A 19,284-nucleotide genomic window follows, 5' to 3' on the forward strand; every position below is an offset into this window, starting at 1 on the left:
CGGGCTGCGGGAGGAGCCCGGTGCCGCCACGGGAGGTCGGGATTCCGCACACTGTAGGGGGTCGGCGCGTCGAGGCCCAGGGGTGTCCGCCGACACGCGCTCCGCCGCTCCGTCCGGCGGGGCCCGGGACGGCGGGATCCGGGACGGCGGGCCCGGAGGTGGCGGGGCCCCGGGGGCGGGAAGGCCTCCCCGGCCGGGCTCGACACGGGGCCTCGGCAACTGCCCAGTCGCGCACGAGGGTTCGACGCGCGCCCCGGAGAAAGGCCAAGGCCCCCTCACCGATGGTGAGGGGGCCTTGGCGCTGCGTGCGCCGCCAGGGACTCGAACCCCGGACCCGCTGATTAAGAGTCAGCTGCTCTAACCAACTGAGCTAGCGGCGCCTGCTGACAGAGATAACTCTACCTGACGCGAAGGTGTGCTCCTGACCAATATCGATCGCCCCCGGCCTGTCGGATGGTCGTATCGGTACTTCAATCCGTCAAAATGCGATTTGTCCAGACAGTTGAGACACTGACGCCCGAAACAAGGGTCAAAAGATCTTGACGAGTGTGGAGGGGAATCGCATGAGCGTGCCGATCTTCGAGGAGTTCGAACCCGCGGCCGACTGCGGCTGCCCGGGCTGCGCCCAGCAGCGGCGCGGTCTCGCGTCGGGCCTGCCGGTTCGGGCGGGCGGCCATCCGGCGGCGCACGGCGCGCGCCGTGCACTGGTCCTGGTCACGGCTGCGGGCGTGGTGCTGGGAGGGGGAGGGGCCGGAACGGCCGCGGCCCTCGCCCTCCCCGCCGGACCGTTCACCCCGGCAGACGCGCCGGGCGGGGCGATGGGCGTGGCCCCGGGGGAAATCGTCGCGGACCCGACGGGAACGCCGCTCCCGGAACTTGACCCCCCGGCCGTCGACCCTCCGGACCTCCGCGATCCGTCGGCCGCCCCGTCCGCGGATCCCGCGGACCCCGTCGAACCGACCGCTTCCCGCACCGCCGCCCAACCCGACCCCGACACCCCGCAGGGCGGGCGGGAGCCGCTGCACGGCGCGCCGGGCCCCGGCCCCGACCCGCTGCCGACCGCCACCCCGACGACCAGTCAGATCACCGCGGAGACCCTGCGCACGACGACCCGGGCGGAGATCATCAACCGGGCCAAGAGGTGGGTCTCCGCCCAGGTTCCGTACTCCATGGAGAAGTACTGGTCGGACGGGTACCGCCAGGACTGCTCGGGCTACATCTCCATGGCCTGGAACCTGCGCAGCAACGAGTGGACCGGCAGCCTCGACCGCTTCGCCGTGCGGATCGACCGCTCCGAGCTCCAGCCCGGAGACATCCTGCTCTTCCACAACCCGGCCAACCCGACCCGGGGCTCCCACGTCACGCTCTTCGGCGGCTGGACCGACTACACCCACACCTCCTACATCGCCTACGAGCAGACGAAGCCGCGCACGCGGAAGCAGGCGACGCCGATGGCGTACTGGGAGAACTCCGCCAAGTACGTGGCCTATCGCTACCTGGGCGTGGTGAGCGGCGGCAGCACGGGCGGCGGGCCGGAGGCCACGGAGACGACGCCCTACCCCGGGGCGGCGAAGTTCGGCCCCGGAGCCAACAACGCCTACGTCACCCAACTCGGGAAGCTCCTCGTCGAGCGCGGCGGCAAGCGGTTCTACAGCCAGGGCCCCGGTCCGCGCTGGGGCGGGGCGGACCGCCGGGCGACCCAGGCCTTCCAGCTCGCGCAGGGCTGGAAGGGCAAGGAGGCGGACGGCGTTCCCGGGCCGCACACCTGGCGGCTCCTGGTGACCGGCGGCGGCAAGGACATCGGCGGTTCGAGTGGTTCGAGCGGTTCGAGCGCGAATGCGACGGGGTTTCCCGGGCGTGGCTACTTCCGTCCGGGCCAATCCAACGCATATGTGGAGAAGCTGGGCAAACAACTGGTGAAGCGGGGCTTCGGCAAGCACTACCTGTCGGGACCCGGTCCGCGCTGGACGGAGGCGGACCGCCGCAACGTCGAGGCGTTCCAGCGGGCACAGGGCTGGCGCGGCGGAGCGGCCGACGGCTACCCGGGCCCGGAGACCTGGCGGCGTTTGTTCCGATGACCCCGAGAGCATGAGGTGGACCCGAATGACGGCATCGACCCCGAACCCCCCGGACTCCGGCGCGGCGGCCTCGCGCGACGCGGCCCGCACGGCCAGACGGCTGACGGACGGCAGCCTTCCCCGCACGTCCCCACCGGATCCGGGTCAAGGGCGTCCTCCGAAGCCCGCCGCACAGGAGCCGGGCCGGGGAAGCGTGACCCCGCACGGGACCCCCTCCGCTCCGCCGGGCCCGATGGCTCCGACCGCCACGGCGTCGGTGCCGAGCGTGCCGCCGACGCCTCCCGCGGTGTCCGCGCCGGGGACGCCGGAGCGGCCCCCGGCCCAACCGCCGTCCGGTGCGGAGCCGGACGCTCCCTCGGCCGGGGCCCCGACCGGTGCCCCCAGCGGCGTGGCCCCGGCCGCCTCCCCGGCGACGCCCCCGGCACCACCCGCACCCGCCGTGCGGGTGGTGCCGACCGGACCCGCACCCGCACCCGCTGCTCCTGCCCCTGTTTCTGCGTCCGCGCCTGCTCCCGCTGCTGCTCCGGCTCCCGCCGCGGTGATGGACCCCGCTCCGGCGCCGGACCCCACGACCGGGACCGACGCCGGTGGGGAGGGAAGAGGCGCTGCAAGGGGGGTGCGAGGCACGGAGGCCGTTGCCGCCGGCGGACCGGTGCCCCCCGCAGCCCCCGCCGCGGCCGACGTCCGTCCGGACCGGCCGATCCAACCTCCCGGGTCGGAGCCCGGCCGTGGCTCCGGTTCCGCTCCCCCCGTGACGGGGGCCGTTCGCGACCCGGGCCCCGCGCCCGTCGTTCCGCACGCCGATCGTCCTGCCGGGGGCGCCCCGCGCGACACGGACGGTGCGGCGCCTCCGGTGGGCGCCGCACCGCCCGGTCCCACGGGTCCGGTCCGGTCCGGCGCACTGGACTTCGGGCGGATCGGCGGGGCGGGGGTGGGGGCCGTGGCGATGCCCGTCGCGGCCGTGGTGCGGGTTGCCCGTCGGAAGAACGTGATCGGGGCCGAGACCACCGGGGCCATCCCGGTCCACCTGCTCTTCCGCGACGAGCCGGAGCCCGTGGCCCCGGGCCCGGAGGAGGACGACGGGGGGCCCGACACCCTTGCGATGGCCCCGCCCACTCCGCCCGGGGCGGGGCGCAAGCCCGCCATCCCGGGTCCGTCGAAGGTGCAGGCCCCGGCGAAGCCCGATCCCGGGGCGGCTCCCGGATCCCGTGCCCGGCCGGAGACGGAGGCCTCCCCGGAGGCCCGGTCCGCGCAGTCGAAGGTCCGGTCCCAGCCCAAGCCCCAGCCCCAGCCCCAGCCCAAACCCCAGCCCCAGCCCAAGCCCCAGCCCAAGGACCAGCTCAAGCCCCACCCCCAGCCGCCGTCCAAGGGCCAGCCCGAGGGGCAGTCCAAGGGGCAATCCGCTCCGGCCGGGTCCCGGACACAGGGGCCCTCCGTCTCCACCGTCCTTCCCGGTGCCCGTCCCGCCCCCACCGCCGATCCCGCCCTCGTCGAGCGGCCCGGACCGGTGCTCCCGGGGTGGGTCGGGGTCGTCGGCGGGGCGCTGTCGCTCGTCGGGTGCGCGGCGGTCGTGTGGTGGACCGGTGCGCTGCCCGCCGAGGCGGCCCGGATGCTGCGGCTACCGGTACGCCCCTACGAGGGCGTCCACCTCGGTCAGTGGGCCCTCCTCGCCCTGGGCGTGCTGCTCACCCTGTTCTCGCTGGGGGGCCTCGGGCGCGGTCGCGTCGGTCATGCGCTGGTGCTGACGCTGTTCGGTGACTACCGCGGCACGGTTCGTCGCACGGGCCTGTTGTGGGTCAGCCCGCTGTTGCTGCGCCGTCGGGTGGACGTCAGGCTGCGGCACTGGCGCAGCGAGCCCTTGTCGGCGGTGGACGCGAAGGGCACCGCGCTGGACGTCGTGGTGCTGGTGGTGTGGCGGGTGCGCGACACGGTGCGGGCCGCGCTCGGCGTGGACGGGCACGAGGAGTACCTGCGCGAACAGGTGGAGGCGGCGATGGCGAGGGTGCTCTCCCAGCTCCCTGCGGACGCCTTCCACGAGGACGCGCCGACGCTGCGGGACGCGGAGGCGGTGGGGGAGGCCCTGACGGGGATGCTGTCGGCGGAGTGCGCTCCGGTCGGCGTGGACGTCTTCTCGGCGCAGCCGACGCGCATCGAGTACGCACCGGAGGTGGCCGCGGCGATGCGGCGGCGTCGGATTGCCGCGATCGACGCGAAGCACCGGGACAGCGTGCTGACCTCGGTGGTCGACGCGGTGGACGACGTGGTCCACCGGCTGACCAGTCGTGGTCTGGTGGAGTTGGACGACTACGAGCGCAAGGCCCTGGTGAAGGACCTGACGGTGGCGTTCTACACGGGCAGGACGGCACCCGCCGAGGGGGCCTGAGGGGATGGACAGGCCCGATGTCCGTCCCTACCTTGGTACTTGGTCCAGACCAAAAGGCGAGTGAAGCAGTACCGTACGCGCGCGCACGGCCCCATGGAACTCCCCCACGTTCTCCTGGAGCGACAGCATGCGCAAAAAGTCAGTCGGGGCGGCGGTGGTGGCGCTCGGCGTCGCCGGCGCCACCCTCCTGGGCGCCGGCACCGCCGGCAGCCACGGTTACACCGACTCTCCGATCAGCCGTCAGAAGCTCTGCGCCAACCGCACCGTGACCAACTGCGGCCCCATCCAGTGGGAGCCGCAGTCGGTCGAGGGTCCCAAGGGCTTCCCCGCAGCCGGCCCCGCCGACGGCAAGATCTGCTCGGCCGGGCTCTCGCAGTTCGCGCAGCTCGACGACCCCCGGGGCGGTGCCTGGCCGACCACCCCGCTGACGGCGGGACGGGGTCACACCTTCCGCTGGCAGTTCACCGCCCGGCACCGCACCACGGACTTCAGGTACTACATCACCAAGAACGGCTGGGACCCGACCCAGAAGCTGACCCGGGCGGCGCTCGATCCCCAACCGTTCCTGACCGTTCCCTACAACAACCAGCAACCGCCGTCGACGCTCTCGCACTCCGGGACGATCCCGGCGGGCAAGACGGGTCGGCACCTGATCCTGGCGGTGTGGACGATCGCGGACACCGCGAACGCCTTCTACGCCTGCTCGGACGTCAGGCTCTGACCGTCGGCACGACGGTTCATTTCTGATGATCCGTCAGTTACAGTCCGGTCCATGAGGAGCGCGGACACCGTCGCGGAGCTCGTGGGGCGCCAGTGGGGCGACCACCGGATCGGCCTGAGGGACGAGCACCACGCCCTCACCCACCACCAGGTCGCCGCGGGCGCCGCCGCGCGGGCCGCGCTGCTCGTGGACCTGATGCCACCCCTGCCGGGGAGCGAGCCGCACCTCGGCGTCCTGCTCGACAACACGCCGGAGTACCCGCTCTGGCTCAGCGCGGCGGCCCTCGCGGGGGCCGCCGTCGCCGGGATCAACCCCACCCGGCGGGGCCCCGAACTCGCCCGGGACATCCAGCACACCGCATGTCGGGTCCTGGTCACCCAGCGCGCCCACCTGCCCCTCCTCGACGACCTGCCGTTGCCGGGCCTGCGCATCCTGGTCACGGACACCGAGGCCTATCGGGAGCTCCTCGCCCCCTACGGGAACGCCCGTCCGGGCGATGCCTCCCTCGGCCCCGTGCGCCCCGACGACCTCCTCCTGCTCTCCTTCACCTCCGGTTCGACGGGGGCGCCCAAGGCCGCCCTGTGCAGCCAGGGGCGGCTGGCGGCTGCCGGATCCTCACTCGTCTCCCACTTCGGGATCGGGCCGAACGACGTCCACTACGTCTGCATGCCGATGTTCCACGGCAACGCCGTGATCGCCGACTGGGCACCCGCGCTCGCCGCCGGGGCCGGAGTCGCCCTGCGGGCCCGCTTCTCGGCCTCCCGGTTCCTCCCCGACGTGCGCCGCTTCGGCGCCACCTACTTCACCTATGTCGGCCGGGCCGTGCAGTACCTGCTCGCCACCCCGCCGGGGCCGGACGACCGGGCGCACCCCCTGCGGCTCGGCTTCGGCACGGAAGCGGGCGCGGTGGACGCGGCCCGCTTCGAGGAACGCTTCGGGGTCCCCCTCGTGGAGGGGTACGGCTCCTCCGAGGGGGGCGCGGCGGTCCAACGGACCCCGGACACCCCCACGGGGGCGATCGGCAGGGCGGCACCGGGAGACGACCTGGCGGTGGTCGACCCCGACACCGGAGAGGAGTGCGCCCCCGCCCGCTTCTCACCCGCCGGCCGGCTCCTCAACACCGCCGAGGCGGTCGGCGAACTGGTCAACCGGGGGCGCTCGTCCTTCGAGGGCTACTGGCGCAACCCGGAGGCGGAGGCGGCCCGGCTGCGCCGCGGGCCCGCCCGGGCCGAAGGCCCCGGACGGGACTGGTACTGGACGGGCGACCTCTTCTACCGGGACGCCGACGGCTTCCTCTACTTCGCCGGCCGCACGGACGACCGGCTGCGGGTCGACAGCGAGAACCTGGCCGCAGCCGTGATCGAGAACCTCCTCGCCCGCTGGGACCGGGTGGCCGGGGCGGCGGTGTACGCGGTCCCGGACCCGGTGGCGGGGGACCAGGTCATGGCGGCGCTGGCGCTCCACGGGGACGGGCCCTTCGATCCCGGAGCCTTCGCCGACTTCCTCGCCGCGCAAGCGGACTTGGGGACGAAGATGCCGCCGCGCTTCATCAGGGTCGTGCGGGAGCTGCCCCTCACGGCGACGAACAAGATCCACCGGGTGGCCCTCCGCCGGGCCTCCTTCCTCTGCCCCGACCCGGTCTGGTGGCGCCCCGCCCCCACGGCCCCGTACGAGCTCCTCACCCCCGAGGCGACGGAGACCCTCCTGGCGCAGTACGCCCGCCACGCCCGCTCCCCCTCCCAGGAGCAGCGCGGCTGACGCCTTCCCCCGCCCGCGCCCCTTCCCGTACGGTTCCCCATCGGGCCCGCCCGCCGGGGGAGGGAGCCGTGTCCTGCGCCCGGCCCGCCGCCCCGCACGGGGCCGTGCACCACCACTTCTCCGTCACACCGGTCGCCACCTCGGGGGACAGAAGAACATGAGCACGCCCGAACGGATCTGGTCGGACGCCGACCTCCCCGCCCGCCGGCTCGCCGGGCTGGCCCTCAACCCGTCCGTGCCGGACGAGGTCCTCCTGCGACTGCTCTCCGAGGCCCCGCTCGCCGCCCGGATGGTGCTGTGCCGGGACCGGGACCTGCCCGATGTCGTCGTCGACGCGGTGGTCGAGCACCCCGACCCCCGCACCCGCAGCTTCTTCGCCCGCAACCCCCACGTCGATCCGGCCCGGCGCGTCCGGCTGCTGGACGATCCCGAGTGGCTCGTCCGCGCCCACCTCGCCGCGGGACCCCGGGTGGAGTTCCCCGACCGGCCCGACCCGCTGCCCGACGAGGCCGTCGTCCACATGATCAGCACCTATGACGACGAGAGCCTCCACGCCTTCTCCCACCAGCAGGTCTCCACCGGGCTGCGCCGGGCGATGCCCACCCACCCGATCGCGAAGGTCCGCCGGTGGGGGGTCAACAGCTGGTCGTCGCTGTCCGCGGACGTACGGGCCGCACTGCTCGCGGATCCCGATGACGGGGTCCGGGAGTCGGCGCGGCGCCATCTGCGGTCCCAGGATCCGGCGTGGGTGGAGAGCGAGCTCCCCGACCGCCCGTGCCACGCCCGCACCGACATGCTGCTCCACGACGCCCTCAGCAGGGCGGTGGTGGACGCCGTCCTGGCCAGGCCCGTCGACGAGGGGGACAAGGAGTTGCTGGCCGCCAACCCCACCCTCCCTCCCGACGCGGTGGTCCTCCTGGCCGCCGACCCGGCTCCGCGGGTGCGTGCCGTGATCGCACGGCGCGCAGACCTCGGAGCCGACCAGCGCCGCGCACTCGTCGCCGACCCGGATCCGGAGGTGCGCACGGAGGTCGCCCACCACGCGGACCTGGGGCCGGCCGAGCGCCGCGCACTCATGGCGGACCCCCATCCGGACGTCCGGCTGGCCGTGTCCCTCCACCCCGCGCTGAGTGAGGAGGAACGGGCCCGGATCGACTACCGGGTCCCAGGGGAGCGCTGCTTCGGGCGCTCCTTCGTGCGCGAGGTGCCCCGGGACCCCGGGGCCGTCCGTCGGGACGCACTGTCCCGCCACCCCCTGCTGCGCCGACGTGCGGCCGAGGACCACCGGCTGCCACCGGACCTCGTCGCGCGACTGGCCTCCGACGACGACCTCGGCGTACGGGTCCTGCTGGCCCAGAACCATCCGGACGCCCCCGCGGCACTCCTCCTGCGCAGCTTCCTCGAGTACACCGGCCCCGAGCGCGCTCGCCTCACCACCCGGCCGAACTTCCCGACCGAGGGACTGGCCGCCTTCTCCGACCACCGGGACCCCGAGGTCCGGGCCCTGGCCGCACGCGATCCGGAAACCGGTCCGGCGGTCCTGGAGCGGCTCACCCGGGACCCGCGGCCCGCGGTGCGGGCTGCGGCGACGCGCCACCCGAAGCTTCCGCAGCCCCGGCTGGCGGCACTCCTCGACGACGAGGAGCTGGCCCACGCTGCGGCTGCGAATCCGGCGCTGGACGCGGACGCGATCGGCCGGCTGTTGGACGCGGGCGGCCGGTGGACGAGACCGCCGGCATAGCGGAAGCGACGGTTGCCCCCCGGGCCCGCCCCCGCGGGGAGCGGGCGTCGCAGCACCGCCGTGACGGGCAGCCGGCGCCCGCACCGGAACACGAAGAAGCCCCCCGCTCGCGCGAGGGGCTTCTTCCGTCTGTGCGCCGCCAGGGACTCGAACCCCGGACCCGCTGATTAAGAGTCAGCTGCTCTAACCAACTGAGCTAGCGGCGCCTGCTGACAGAGAAAATACTACCCGGTCCCGAGGGGTGCTCGTGACCACCCCGCCGGGACCTCGCCCCGTCCGCCTCAGAGCGCCAGCGAGAGCACCACCGGGGCGGCCTTCCGGTTGAGGGTGTCGGCGGCCGCGCGCAGTCGATGGGCGTGCTCGATCGGCAGGGACAGCGCCAGGCAGCCCACGGCCGCGCCCGCCGTCAGCGGGACGGCCGCGCACACCGTGCCCACCGCGTACTCCTGGAGGTCGAGCACGGGAACGGTGGCCGGCTGGCTGTCGAGCTTGGAGAAGAGGATCCGCTCGCTGGTGATCGTCCGGGAGGTCAGCCGGGCGATCTTGTGGCGCGAGAGGTGGTCCCGTCGACCGTTCTGGTCCAGTTGGGTGAGCAGGCACTTGCCGACCGCGCTGGCGTGCGCCGCCGAGCGGAAGTCCACCCATTCGTTGACCTTCGGCGTGCGCGGACCGTCGGCGAACTGGGTGATCTTCACCTCGCCGTCGATGTACCGGCTGATGTAGACCGCTGCGCCGACGGAGTCGCGCAGCTCGGTCAGGGTCTCCTGGAGCTTGGCCTCCAGGGCTTCGCGGCGGGTCAGGCCGGAGCCGAGGAGGACGAGGGAGTCCCCGATCACATAGGCGCCGTCGGCGACCTGCTCCACGTACCCCTCGCGGCGGAGCATGAGGAGGAGCGAGGACAGGTGGACGACGGGCAGGCCGGTCTCGCGCGCGATCTGGACGTCCGTCACTCCGCCACCGTGCCGCGAGACCGTCTCGAGGACGCGCAGGGCGTATTGCACCGAGTGGAACGGCGCGGTGGGCTCGGGCTTCAGCGCCACGGTTTCCCCCTACCAGGTTGTGACCGCAAGCTTTCGTACCACGATAGCCGCCAAGGGCCCTCTACGGGGCGGCTGTTGGCGAGAATGATGCGGAGGATCGGGCCCCTGGACTGCGGCGCACTACTCTGACATATGCCCATGTCATGAGTGATGTGCAGAGCCTCAGGTCAGGGACGTGTGCGCCGGCGCACGCGTTGGTCTTCGGCCACGGGCGAACGGTGTGTTCCCGCCGGTGGGGCGGGGTCGGTGGCCGGTCCCGAAGGCTCGGGGCGCTCCGGAGGGGGGAATAAGCGGAGGGGACCTCCCGTTATGGCCCTGACGTATCCACACCCGCGCCGAGAAGGGTTCCGACGGTGACCGACGCAATTCGAGGAGAGGTGCGGGGGACCGCGCCCGTACCGCTGTCCGTGCTCGACCTGGTGACCGTCGGCAGCGGGCGGACCGCGTCCCAGGCGCTCGCCACCAGCGTCGAGCTGAGCCGGCTCGCCGAGCGCCGCGGCTTCCACCGGCACTGGGTGGCCGAGCACCACTCCATGCCCGGGGTCGCCTCCTCCTCGCCGGCCGTGATCCTCGCCCACCTCGCGGCCCACACCCGGCGCATCCGGCTCGGTTCGGGCGGCGTCATGCTGCCCAATCACGCCCCCCTGGTCGTCGCCGAACAGTTCGGCACCCTGGAGGCCCTCGCCCCGGGGCGGATCGACCTCGGCCTCGGTCGCGCCCCCGGCACCGACGGGGCCACCGCCGCCGCCCTGCGCCGCACCGGGGGGTTCGACGGGGGCGCCGCGGGGGCCCCCTCGTCCGGATGGGGGCGGGAGCCCGGGGACGACTTCCCGGAGCAGCTCGCCGAGCTGACCCGGTTCCTGGACGACGACTTCCCGGACGGACACCCCTACGCCCGGATCCACGCCGTGCCGGGGCCGGTCCAGGGGCCGGACGGCCGTCCGCCGATCTGGCTGCTCGGTTCCTCCGGCTACAGCGCCCGCCTCGCGGGCCTGCTCGGACTGCCCTTCGCCTTCGCCCACCACTTTTCGGCCAGGAGCACGATCCCGGCGCTCGACCTCTACCGAAACTCCTTCCGGCCCTCCGAGGTCCTCGACGCGCCGTACGCGATGATCGGCGTCTCGGCGTTCGCCGCCGAGGACGCGGTCGCGGCCCACCGCCAGGTGCTCGCCGGCGCCCTCGCGATGCTGCGGTTGCGCACCGGACGACCCGGGCTGGTGCCGACGCCGGAGGAGGCCGCCGCCCACGGGTTCGGCCCGGCCGAGCGGGAGTTCGTGGACGGCTGGCTCGCGAACGTCGTGTACGGCACTCCGGACGAGGTGCGCACCGGGCTGGACGACCTCCAGAAGCGGACGGGGGCGGACGAATTGATGATCACGGCCAATGGGCACGGCGGCGCGGAGCGGGTGCGGAGCTACGAGCTGATCGCCGATGCGTACGGGCTGCCGGAGCTGCCGGCGTCGTGAAATCCTCGTTTCCTGAGGGAGATTGGTTCGACCCCGAACGAACCGCCGCCCTTCCCTAAGTGAACCTTAAACCGCTTGTCACCGATGGTGGCGAGCGGTTCTTTTCTGTGCTGCGCGGCCCTGACGAGGGCTTTCCTCGACGAATTGGTCTAGTCCTCAATCTGGTTCAGACCATTGACGAGTCGTTCATGCGGCGGATATCACTGCTCCAACTTCCGTACCGCCACCCCTCCCGGAGGCCGCACGTGCACCCCCGTAAGCCTTTGACCGCCGCGCTCCTCAGCACGGCCCTCGCCGCCGGCGCGCTCGCCGCCACGGCCGGCCTCGGCTCCGCCCAGGCGGCCGAGACCGCCACCACCGCCTCCACGGGCGGCGTGAAGATCGCGTACTACGACCAGTGGAGCGTGTACGGGAACGCCTTCTACCCCAAGCACCTCGACGAGCGGGGCATCGCGGCCGACCTGGACATCATCAACTACTCGTTCGGGAACATTCACCCGACCGACCTCACCTGCTTCGAGGCCAACAAGGCCGCGGGCGACGACAACAACCCCAACGCGGGTGACGGCGCCGGCGACTCGTACGCCGACTACCAGAAGTCCTTCTCCGCGGCGGACAGCGTCGACGGCGTCGCCGACAAGTGGGACCAGCCGATCGTGGGCGTCTTCAACCAGTTCAAGGAGCTGAAGGCGAAGCACCCCCACCTGAAGATCAACATCTCGCTCGGCGGCTGGACCTACTCCAAGTACTTCTCGGACGCGGCCAAGACCGACGCCAGCCGCAAGAAGCTCGTCGCCTCCTGCATCAAGCAGTACATCCAGGGCGACCTGCCGGTCGAGGGCGGCTTCGGCGGCCCCGGCACCGCGGCCGGCATCTTCGACGGCATCGACATCGACTGGGAGTACCCCGGCTCGCCCGATGGCCACCTCGGCAACCACTACGCCCCCGAGGACAAGCAGAACTTCACGCTCCTCCTCGCCGAGTTCCGCAAGCAGCTCGACGAGTACGGCGCCGCGCACGGCGGCAAGAAGTACCTGCTGACCGCCGCCCTCCCGGCCGGCCAGGACAAGATCAAGAACATCGAGACGGACAAGATCGGCGCGTACCTCGACTACGCGAACATCATGACGTACGACATGCACGGCGCCTGGGACGGCGACGGGCCGACGTACCACCAGTCCCCGCTCTACTCCGGCACGAACGACCCCACCGACCCCATCAAGCCGGGCACCGAGAAGTACTCGATCGACAACGCCATCGACTCCTGGATCGACGGCAAGCCCGCCTACGGCATCACCGGCGGCTTCCCGGCGAACAAGCTGACCCTCGGCTACGAGTTCTACTACCGCGGCTGGAAGGGCGTCCCGGCCGGCACCGCCAACGGCCTCGCCCAGCCCGCCACCGGCCCCTCCGGCGCCCGCCCGCTCAGCCAGCAGCCCGGCATCGCCCACTACAAGGAGCTCGGCGGCATCGTCGACAACGCGGCGACCACCTTCTGGGACGACCAGGCCAAGTCCGCCTACTTCTACAAGGACGGCGAGTTCTTCACCGGTCTGGACAAGCGCACCATCCAGGCGCGCGCCGACTACGCCCACAACCGCGGCCTCGCCGGCGCGATGATGTACTCGCTGCTCGGCCTCGACGCCAACGCGACCCTCTTCAAGGACATCGTCGCCGCCGTCGGCTCGTCCCCGACCACCCCGCCCACGACCCCGCCGACGACGGAGCCCACGACCCCGCCGACCACCACGCCGCCCACCACCCCGCCGACCACCGAGCCCCCCACGGGCTGCACCGCACCGGCGTACGTGGCCGGCACCATCTACACCGGCGGCAGCCTCGTCTCCCACAACGGCCACACCTGGAAGGCCCAGTGGTGGACCCAGAACGAGGAGCCCGGCACGACCGGCGAATGGGGCGTCTGGAAGGACCAGGGCGCCTGCTGAGGCCCTGATCCGCTGAGCCCCGCACGACCACTGCCCCCGCCCGGAATGTCCCTCCGGTCGGGGGCAGTTCCACGTCCGGAACCCGGCCCCGGGCCACCCACGGGAACGGCGGGCGGCGGGTCCGCGTGCCGGTCCCGTCCGGAGGTGTGCGTCGGCCCTGCGGGTCGCCGGCTCAGACCGGCAGCGGCTCCTTGCCGATCAACGCGGCGATGCGGTCCGGAGCCACCGGCCTGGAGTACAACCAGCCCTGCCCGGTGTCGCAACCGATCCGCCGCAGCCGGCTGGCCTGCCCGGCGGTCTCGACGCACTCGGCGGTGACGGTCAGTCCGAGTCGGTGCGCGAGGTGGACGAGCGCCTCGACGATCAACTCGTCCGCCGGGTTGGCGTGTTCCTCGTCCTGGAAGCCGCGCACGAAAGAACCGTCCAACTTCAGCACGGAGACGGGCAGTCGGCTCAGATAGGCCAGGTTCGAGTAGCCGGTGCCGAAGTCGTCGATCGCGATCCGCACGCCCATGTCGCTCAGCGCCTGGAGCGCCTGGAGCGGCCGGCCGTTCGACCCCATCACGGCGGACTCGGTCAGCTCCAACTGGAGCAGGTGCGGTGCGAGGCCGGTCTCCGCGAGGATGCCGGCCACGTCCGCGACGAGGTCCGAGTCCCAGACCTGGCGGACCGCCACGTTGACGCTCACGAAGATCGGACGCTCGCGCGGGTGGTCCTTCTGCCACTGTCGGGCTTGACGGCACGCGGTGTTGAGCACCCACCGTCCCAACTCCACGATGGAGCCGTCCTCTTCGGCGATCCCGACAAACCGATTCGGCGCGAGCGGGCCGAACTGCGGGTGGTTCCAGCGCACCAGGGCCTCCACCCCGCGCACCGCGCCGTCGGTCAGGTCCACCAGCGGTTGGTACTCCAGGGCGAACTCCTCGCGCTCCAGGGCGGGGCGCAGGGTGGAGGAGAGGGCCTGCCGGGTCATCCGGTGGGCGTTGCGCTCGGGATCGAAGAGGGTCCAGCGGGCCTTGCCGTCCGCCTTTGCCCAGTACAGCGTGGTGTCGGCGGCCTGCATCAGCGCGGTCGCCGTGGTCCCGTGGGCGGTGCGCTCGACCACGCCGATCGAGGCCGAGACCGAGAGCCGCTGACCCCCCAGGTCGAAGGGGTGTTGCAGCGCGTCGAGCACCGAGCGTGCCAGGTCCGCCAGTTGCTCGGTGCCGGTGGAGTCCTCGACCAGGATCGCGAATTCGTCCCCGCCGAGCCGGGCCACGAGGTGGCTGCCGTTGCGGGTGTAGCCGTCGCTGTCCGCGCACTCCGTGAGCCGGGTGGCGACGGCGGCCAGGAGCCGGTCGCCGACCCGGTGGCCGAGGGTGTCGTTGACCGCCTTGAAGCCGTCGAGGTCCAGGTAGCAGAGGCCGATCCGCCCCGTTCTGCCAGGGCCGTACGACGCGTACGACGCGTAGGACCCGGCCGGTGGACCCACCGCTTCGGCCGTGGTGACGGGGTCCGGGGCGTCCTGGGTCGCGGCCTCCAGGGCTGCCGAGAGGCGCTCGAAGAACAGCGCGCGGTTGGGCAGTCGGGTCACCGGGTCGTGCATCTGCAGGTGGCGCAGGCGCGCGTGGAGTTCGCGCCGGTCGCTGATGTCCGCGATCGACAGCAGCACCCGCCGGCTGCCCGGCACGGGGGCGACGGTGACTTCGGCCCAGAGCGAGCGTCCGTCGGCGTGCTTGAGCCGACGGGTGCAGCGGAAGCGGGAGCGGCGGCCCCGGAGCACCTCGCGGTAGGCGTGCCAGGTGCGCCCGTCGGAGGCGAGGTCGACCAGGTCGGCGGCGGCCTGGTCGTGGAGCGCCTCCGGCGCGGCGCCGAGGAGGGTGCCGAAGGAATCGTTGGCGGCGACGACGACCCCGTCCTCGTCGACGACGGCCATGGCGAGCTGGGCGACCCGGAAGGCGGCGCGGTAGTCACGGAGTTCGGCCTTCCGGCGTGCGAGGTGACGCTCCGTGGTGGTGGCCTCGGTCGTGGGTGTCTCCGCCGGCTCTGAGTGCACCGGTCCTTCGGGGGTTCCGCTCACCGCTCGCTCCCGTGTGCAGTCGGGCCGGTCACATGTGGTCGGGATGGTCGGCCAAGGAAGAGTGAGCCGATCATAGAGCCAGGCCCGGGGGGCGTTCCAGCTTCTAGGGGGCCGTGAAGGGCCTCCGGGGCTGTGAGGCTGGCCACCGCGAAAGCTCGCCCGATCGTTTCTGCGCATGTCTGACGCGGGTCGTCGAGGCATGACCGAATGTGACTTTCCGTGAGCTGAAACCCGCTCGTGTCGCGTCGACCCCGTGGCACGCACTCACCCGACCGGGGCAGCGGAAACATGCGAAAGACGCCAAACCGTCACAAGGTGGTGATGGTGTCCCGCATTCCCGATCCGGAGGTCCATGTGAGGGGTCAGCAGCCACCCGGGGGAGTGGAGCGCCCGCGACTGCGCGCCGGCGCGGCGGCCTTCACCTCGCTCGCCGCCCTGGCCGCCACCGGGCTCGTCGCGGGCCCGGCCGTCGGTGCGACCTCGGCGAGCCCCTGTGCACTTCCGCGCACCGCTGCCCACCACTCGCTCGGCCTCGACACCTGGAACCGTTCCTATCCGCGTCCGACCGAGAGCCTCGACGCGGTCATGATCTTCCTGTCCTTCCCGGATTCCGAGCCGCTCACCACGCCGTCCCAACTCGCCGCCGACCACTTCCCCGCGACCAGCGAGTACTTCGACCGGGCCTCGTACGGGCGCTTCAGCCTGCGCCCGCACTCCCGGGCGGAGTGGACCCCGATGCCGCGGGAGTCGGGGGAGTACGACATACGGCGCGACTGGGACGCCGGGAAACGGGCCGACTACCTGCGGGACGCGATCGCCGCGGCCGACGAGGACGTCGACTTCTCCCGGTACGACATCGTCTACCTGGTGGCCGACCCGGACGCGCCCGGAGTGGACTCCGACGCGACCAAGGTCGTCAATCTGGAGCGCCCGCTCAAGGTCGACGGCACCGAGGTCAAGCGGGTCGTCACGGTCTTCGAGCGGCACCCGCCGGACCGGAACGTCCTCGCCCACGAGACCGGGCACGTCTTCGACCTGCCCGACCTCTACCGGCGCCCGCTCGACGGCAAGGGCGACTGGGACACCCACGTGGGCGACTGGGACGTCATGGGCAGCCAGTTCGGGCTCTCCCCGGACCTCTTCGGCTGGCACAAGTGGAAGCTCGGCTGGCTCTCCCGCGCCCAGGTGGCCTGCGTCCAGGGAGCCGGCTCCCGGCTGGTCACCCTGGAGCCGACCGATGTCCAACCCGCGGCCGGCGGCAGCCTCGGCACCCGGCTCGCCGTCGTGCGCACCGGCCCCGAAAGCGTCCTGGCGATCGAGGCCCGCAGCAGCGCCGGGAACGACGCCGACACCTGCACCGAGGGCGTCCTCGTCTACCGGGTCCGCAGCGGCGCGGCCTCCGGCAACGGTCCGGTCGAGGTCGTGGACGCCCATCCGGACACCGAGGCCTGCACCGACCGCTCCGTCTACCCTCCGCTCGCGGACGCACCGCTCGAAGAGGGCGAGACCCTGACCGTGCCCGGGAGCGGCGTCCGGGTCGAGGTCGTGGAGCGCACGGGCTCGGGGAGCTGGACGGTCGAGATCACCCCGCCCGCCGCGGGCTGAGCCGCAAGGCCCCGTCCCGCACCGGAACACGAAGAAGCCCCCCGCTCGCGCGAGGGGCTTCTTCCGTCTGTGCGCCGCCAGGGACTCGAACCCCGGACCCGCTGATTAAGAGTCAGCTGCTCTAACCAACTGAGCTAGCGGCGCCTGCTGACGTCGTAGACATTAGCAGGCGAATCGGCGGGAGGAAAAATCGATACCCGCACGTCGGCGGCGGAGACCGCCCGGGCGGCCCGCACGCACGCCCAGAGCACGACCTCGGGCCCCGGCAGCCAGGGGTGCCGGGTGTCCGGGGCCACCAGCCAGCGGGGCCCGGCGGCGTCGGACGGCACGAGCGGCGGCACGGTCACCGCGTCCCCGGAGCCGTGGCAGAGGGGTCGGGGCACCGCCTCGCCCCACTCCTCCCAGTCGAGCAGGGCCGGCAGGCGCTGGGCCGTTCCCGGCGCGGCGAAGAGCATCATCCGGCCCCGGTGCATCGCCACGGGTCCCGAACCGGGGCCCTCCTCCCAGAGTCTGTCCAGCATCCGGCGCCCGAAGACCGGGTCCACGTTGACGACGTCGAAGACCGTCCCGCAGGGCAGTGCCGCCGGTGAGGCCGGCCGGGATTCCCAACGGGTGAGCGCGGTGTCCCGATCGCCGGCGGCGGAGGTGAGCCAGGCGGCCCCGTCGGCGGTCACCCGTGCCGTCTGGTGGCGTCCCTCGTCGCCCTCCCGGAGGAACCGGAAGATGTCCTGGGGGGTCTCGTTGCGCAGCCACGTCGTCATGGATCAGGTGTACCGGGAGTGACGATGCGGTTTCCCAGGGTTTTCGGAATCCCGGACAAGGGCGGTGGGCGAGGAGTATCGTGCGCTTCGGCATATGCCATGGTGCTTTTTCGACGGCGCTGCTGCCGAGGCGCGTCCATGCGCCCCCGTGAGGGCCGAGCCGGCAGGGGTGTCGTACTGATCTGGAGCGGCTGCGCCCATGTGCCCGAGCGAGGGCCCGGTGGGCCGGTGTCACGGGCGCCGCGCCGGCGGCGCCTCCGCCCGCGGCCCCCGCCGTCGGGGTCGTCCGCTCAGTCCTCCGACGGTCCGCCGTTCGTCCGGATCAGGCCCCGACCGAACTCGATCATCTTCCGGGCGTAGTCCTCGGTCCACTCCGCCCGCTCGGCGACGTCCGCCGCCGTCAGCCGGTCGAACCGGCGCGGGTCCGCCAGTTGCGCCGCGGCGATCGCCTGGAACTCCGTCGCCCGGTCCGTCGCCGCCCGGAACGCGAGCGTCAGCTCTGTCGCCCGGGCCAGCAGCTCGCGCGGATCCTCCATCGACTCCAGGTCGAAGAAGTGCTCCGGATCGGCGGTGGCCTCGACGGGCTCGAAGATCAGCGGTGCCGGTCGAAGCCGCCGCTGTGCGCTCCGCTCCGCGGGTTCCGCCATCGTCCTACTCCTCCTCGCACAGGCACGGCCCGGAATCCCGGGCCGCCTTCCATTGTCCCGCTTTCCGCAAGGGCGCGTGCCGTCCGGCGCGCGCCCCCCGCTCCGCGGGCCTCCGGGTCACGCGCCGTCGAGGCCGTGCAGGAGCAGCCGTAGGCCGCCGAAGAACTCCTCCTCGGGGCCGATCGTCCGGGCGTCGTGCGCGGTCTCGGCGAGCCGTGGGAAGCGGTCGGCGGGCAGTGCGGCGATGGCCTCGGTCCCGCTGCCGGCGAGCGGCCCGAGGTGTTCGAGCTGGATGGCGCCGGTGATGTACGCGTGCAGTGCGCGCAGGGCGACGACCCGGCGTCCGCCGTCGATCCCGGCCCCGGTGAGGATCTCCAGCACGGCCTCGGACCAGCGCAGCCCGGCGGGGGAGCGGTGTCGATGGGCGACGGTCAGCGGGACGGCCGAGGGGTGTCGGGCGACGGCCTCGCGCAGTCGTCCGGCCATGAGTTCGATCCGGTCGCGCCAGGGCGCGTCGGGAGCGGGCGGGGCGGTGTCGACGGTGCTCAGGACGCGCTCGACCACGAGCCCCTCCAGCTCCTCGCGGTCGGCGACGTACCGGTAGAGCCCCATGGGGCTCATGGTGAGCTCCTTGGCGACGGTGCGCATGGAGAGGGCGGCGAGCCCGTCGCGGTCGATGACGGCGAGCGCAGCGGCGGCCAGGCGTTCGGGCGTGAGGGAGCGGGGGCGCGGCATGACGGTTGACAGCGTACGCCCTACGCCTATCTTGTTAGGAGTACGCCGTACGCCTAAGGCTGTCGGCACGGCCCGTCGAGGAAGGTGTCCCATGAGCACGCTCCCGCCCCGCCCGCACGGCCGCCTGGAACCCGGCCGCAGCGTTCCCGCCCGGACGCTCGCCCCGGTCCTCGGGGCCCCGCTGGCCCTGCCGGACCCCGAGCGCCCCACCCACGTCCAGTTCCGGCGCTTCGCCGGCTGCCCGGTCTGCAATCTGCACCTGCGGTCGGTGGTCCTGCGGCACGAGGAGATCGAGCGGGCGGGGATCCGCGAACTGGTGCTCTTCCACTCGCCCGCCGAAGAAC

At 72.9% G+C, this 19,284-nt stretch carries 13 protein-coding genes, 3 tRNA genes and 1 pseudogene; 9 read left to right on the forward strand and 8 right to left on the reverse strand.

Annotated features, from left to right (window positions below; all coding sequences use genetic code 11):
* Positions 1-306: 306 nt before the first annotated feature.
* Positions 307-380 (reverse strand) — tRNA-Lys (locus ACFW22_RS10525).
* Positions 381-563: 183 nt separating this feature from the next.
* On the opposite strand from ACFW22_RS10525, the gene ACFW22_RS10530 reads away from it, so the two are divergent.
* The 5 genes from ACFW22_RS10530 to ACFW22_RS10550 all read left to right on the forward strand — a co-directional run bounded on the left by ACFW22_RS10530 (position 564) and on the right by ACFW22_RS10550 (position 8,681).
* Positions 564-2,078, forward strand: coding sequence for a peptidoglycan-binding protein (locus ACFW22_RS10530; protein ID WP_386401364.1), 1,515 nt, complete (start codon positions 564-566; stop codon positions 2,076-2,078).
* Positions 2,079-3,024: 946 nt separating this feature from the next.
* On the forward strand, positions 3,025-4,461 hold the full coding sequence (locus ACFW22_RS10535; protein ID WP_386401395.1) for an SPFH domain-containing protein: 1,437 nt from the start codon (positions 3,025-3,027) through the stop codon (positions 4,459-4,461).
* Between the two features lie 127 nt (positions 4,462-4,588).
* Positions 4,589-5,182, forward strand: a complete 594-nt coding sequence (locus ACFW22_RS10540) for a lytic polysaccharide monooxygenase (protein ID WP_386401366.1) — start codon at positions 4,589-4,591, stop codon at positions 5,180-5,182.
* Between the two features lie 51 nt (positions 5,183-5,233).
* The gene (locus tag ACFW22_RS10545; RefSeq protein ID WP_386401368.1) at positions 5,234-6,940 is read left to right on the forward strand and encodes an AMP-binding protein; all 1,707 of its coding nucleotides are present in this window, start codon (positions 5,234-5,236) and stop codon (positions 6,938-6,940) included.
* A 157-nt stretch (positions 6,941-7,097) separates the two neighbouring features.
* Positions 7,098-8,681: a hypothetical protein gene (locus ACFW22_RS10550; RefSeq protein WP_386401370.1), complete on the forward strand. Its 1,584-nt coding sequence runs from the start codon at positions 7,098-7,100 to the stop codon at positions 8,679-8,681.
* Between the two features lie 132 nt (positions 8,682-8,813).
* Here the strand turns inward: ACFW22_RS10550 and ACFW22_RS10555 are convergent.
* Both ACFW22_RS10555 and ACFW22_RS10560 read right to left on the reverse strand, forming a co-directional pair.
* Positions 8,814-8,887, reverse strand: a tRNA-Lys gene (locus ACFW22_RS10555).
* Positions 8,888-8,962: 75 nt separating this feature from the next.
* The gene (locus tag ACFW22_RS10560) at positions 8,963-9,721 is read right to left on the reverse strand and encodes an IclR family transcriptional regulator (RefSeq protein WP_386401372.1); all 759 of its coding nucleotides are present in this window, start codon (positions 9,719-9,721) and stop codon (positions 8,963-8,965) included.
* Positions 9,722-10,074: 353 nt separating this feature from the next.
* Here ACFW22_RS10560 and ACFW22_RS10565 point away from each other — a divergent pair, with 353 nt between their 5' ends.
* Both ACFW22_RS10565 and ACFW22_RS10570 read left to right on the forward strand, forming a co-directional pair.
* A complete protein-coding gene (locus ACFW22_RS10565) occupies positions 10,075-11,187 on the forward strand; it encodes an LLM class flavin-dependent oxidoreductase (RefSeq protein ID WP_386401374.1) in 1,113 nt (370 codons plus the stop codon).
* 245 nt (positions 11,188-11,432) lie between these two features.
* Positions 11,433-13,133 (forward strand): glycosyl hydrolase family 18 protein, encoded by a 1,701-nt coding sequence (locus tag ACFW22_RS10570; protein ID WP_386401377.1) that lies wholly within the window; start codon positions 11,433-11,435, stop codon positions 13,131-13,133.
* 172 nt (positions 13,134-13,305) lie between these two features.
* Here the strand turns inward: ACFW22_RS10570 and ACFW22_RS10575 are convergent, their stop codons facing one another.
* On the reverse strand, positions 13,306-15,192 hold the full coding sequence (locus ACFW22_RS10575) for a putative bifunctional diguanylate cyclase/phosphodiesterase (protein ID WP_386401379.1): 1,887 nt from the start codon (positions 15,190-15,192) through the stop codon (positions 13,306-13,308).
* Positions 15,193-15,513: 321 nt separating this feature from the next.
* Here ACFW22_RS10575 and ACFW22_RS10580 point away from each other — a divergent pair, with 321 nt between their 5' ends.
* Positions 15,514-16,797, forward strand: a complete 1,284-nt coding sequence (locus ACFW22_RS10580; RefSeq protein WP_386401397.1) for a M6 family metalloprotease domain-containing protein — start codon at positions 15,514-15,516, stop codon at positions 16,795-16,797.
* Between the two features lie 70 nt (positions 16,798-16,867).
* On the opposite strand, the gene ACFW22_RS10585 is transcribed toward ACFW22_RS10580, so the two are convergent.
* The 4 genes from ACFW22_RS10585 to ACFW22_RS10600 form a co-directional block, all read right to left on the reverse strand.
* Positions 16,868-16,941, reverse strand: a tRNA-Lys gene (locus ACFW22_RS10585).
* On the reverse strand, positions 16,932-17,558 hold the full coding sequence (locus tag ACFW22_RS10590; RefSeq protein ID WP_386401381.1) for a bifunctional DNA primase/polymerase: 627 nt from the start codon (positions 17,556-17,558) through the stop codon (positions 16,932-16,934). Before ACFW22_RS10590 ends, ACFW22_RS10585 begins: the two co-directional genes overlap by 10 nt.
* 290 nt (positions 17,559-17,848) lie before the next feature.
* Positions 17,849-18,205, reverse strand: a complete 357-nt coding sequence (locus tag ACFW22_RS10595) for a hypothetical protein (protein ID WP_386401383.1) — start codon at positions 18,203-18,205, stop codon at positions 17,849-17,851.
* Positions 18,206-18,322: 117 nt separating this feature from the next.
* On the reverse strand, positions 18,323-18,940 hold the full coding sequence (locus tag ACFW22_RS10600) for a TetR/AcrR family transcriptional regulator (RefSeq protein WP_386401385.1): 618 nt from the start codon (positions 18,938-18,940) through the stop codon (positions 18,323-18,325).
* Between the two features lie 91 nt (positions 18,941-19,031).
* On the opposite strand from ACFW22_RS10600, the pseudogene ACFW22_RS10605 reads away from it, so the two are divergent.
* Positions 19,032-19,284: pseudogene (locus ACFW22_RS10605) on the forward strand (AhpC/TSA family protein); the annotation flags it as partial.

Source organism: Streptomyces sp. NPDC058872, from assembly GCF_042743065.1.
Taxonomy (GTDB): domain Bacteria; phylum Actinomycetota; class Actinomycetes; order Streptomycetales; family Streptomycetaceae; genus Streptomyces.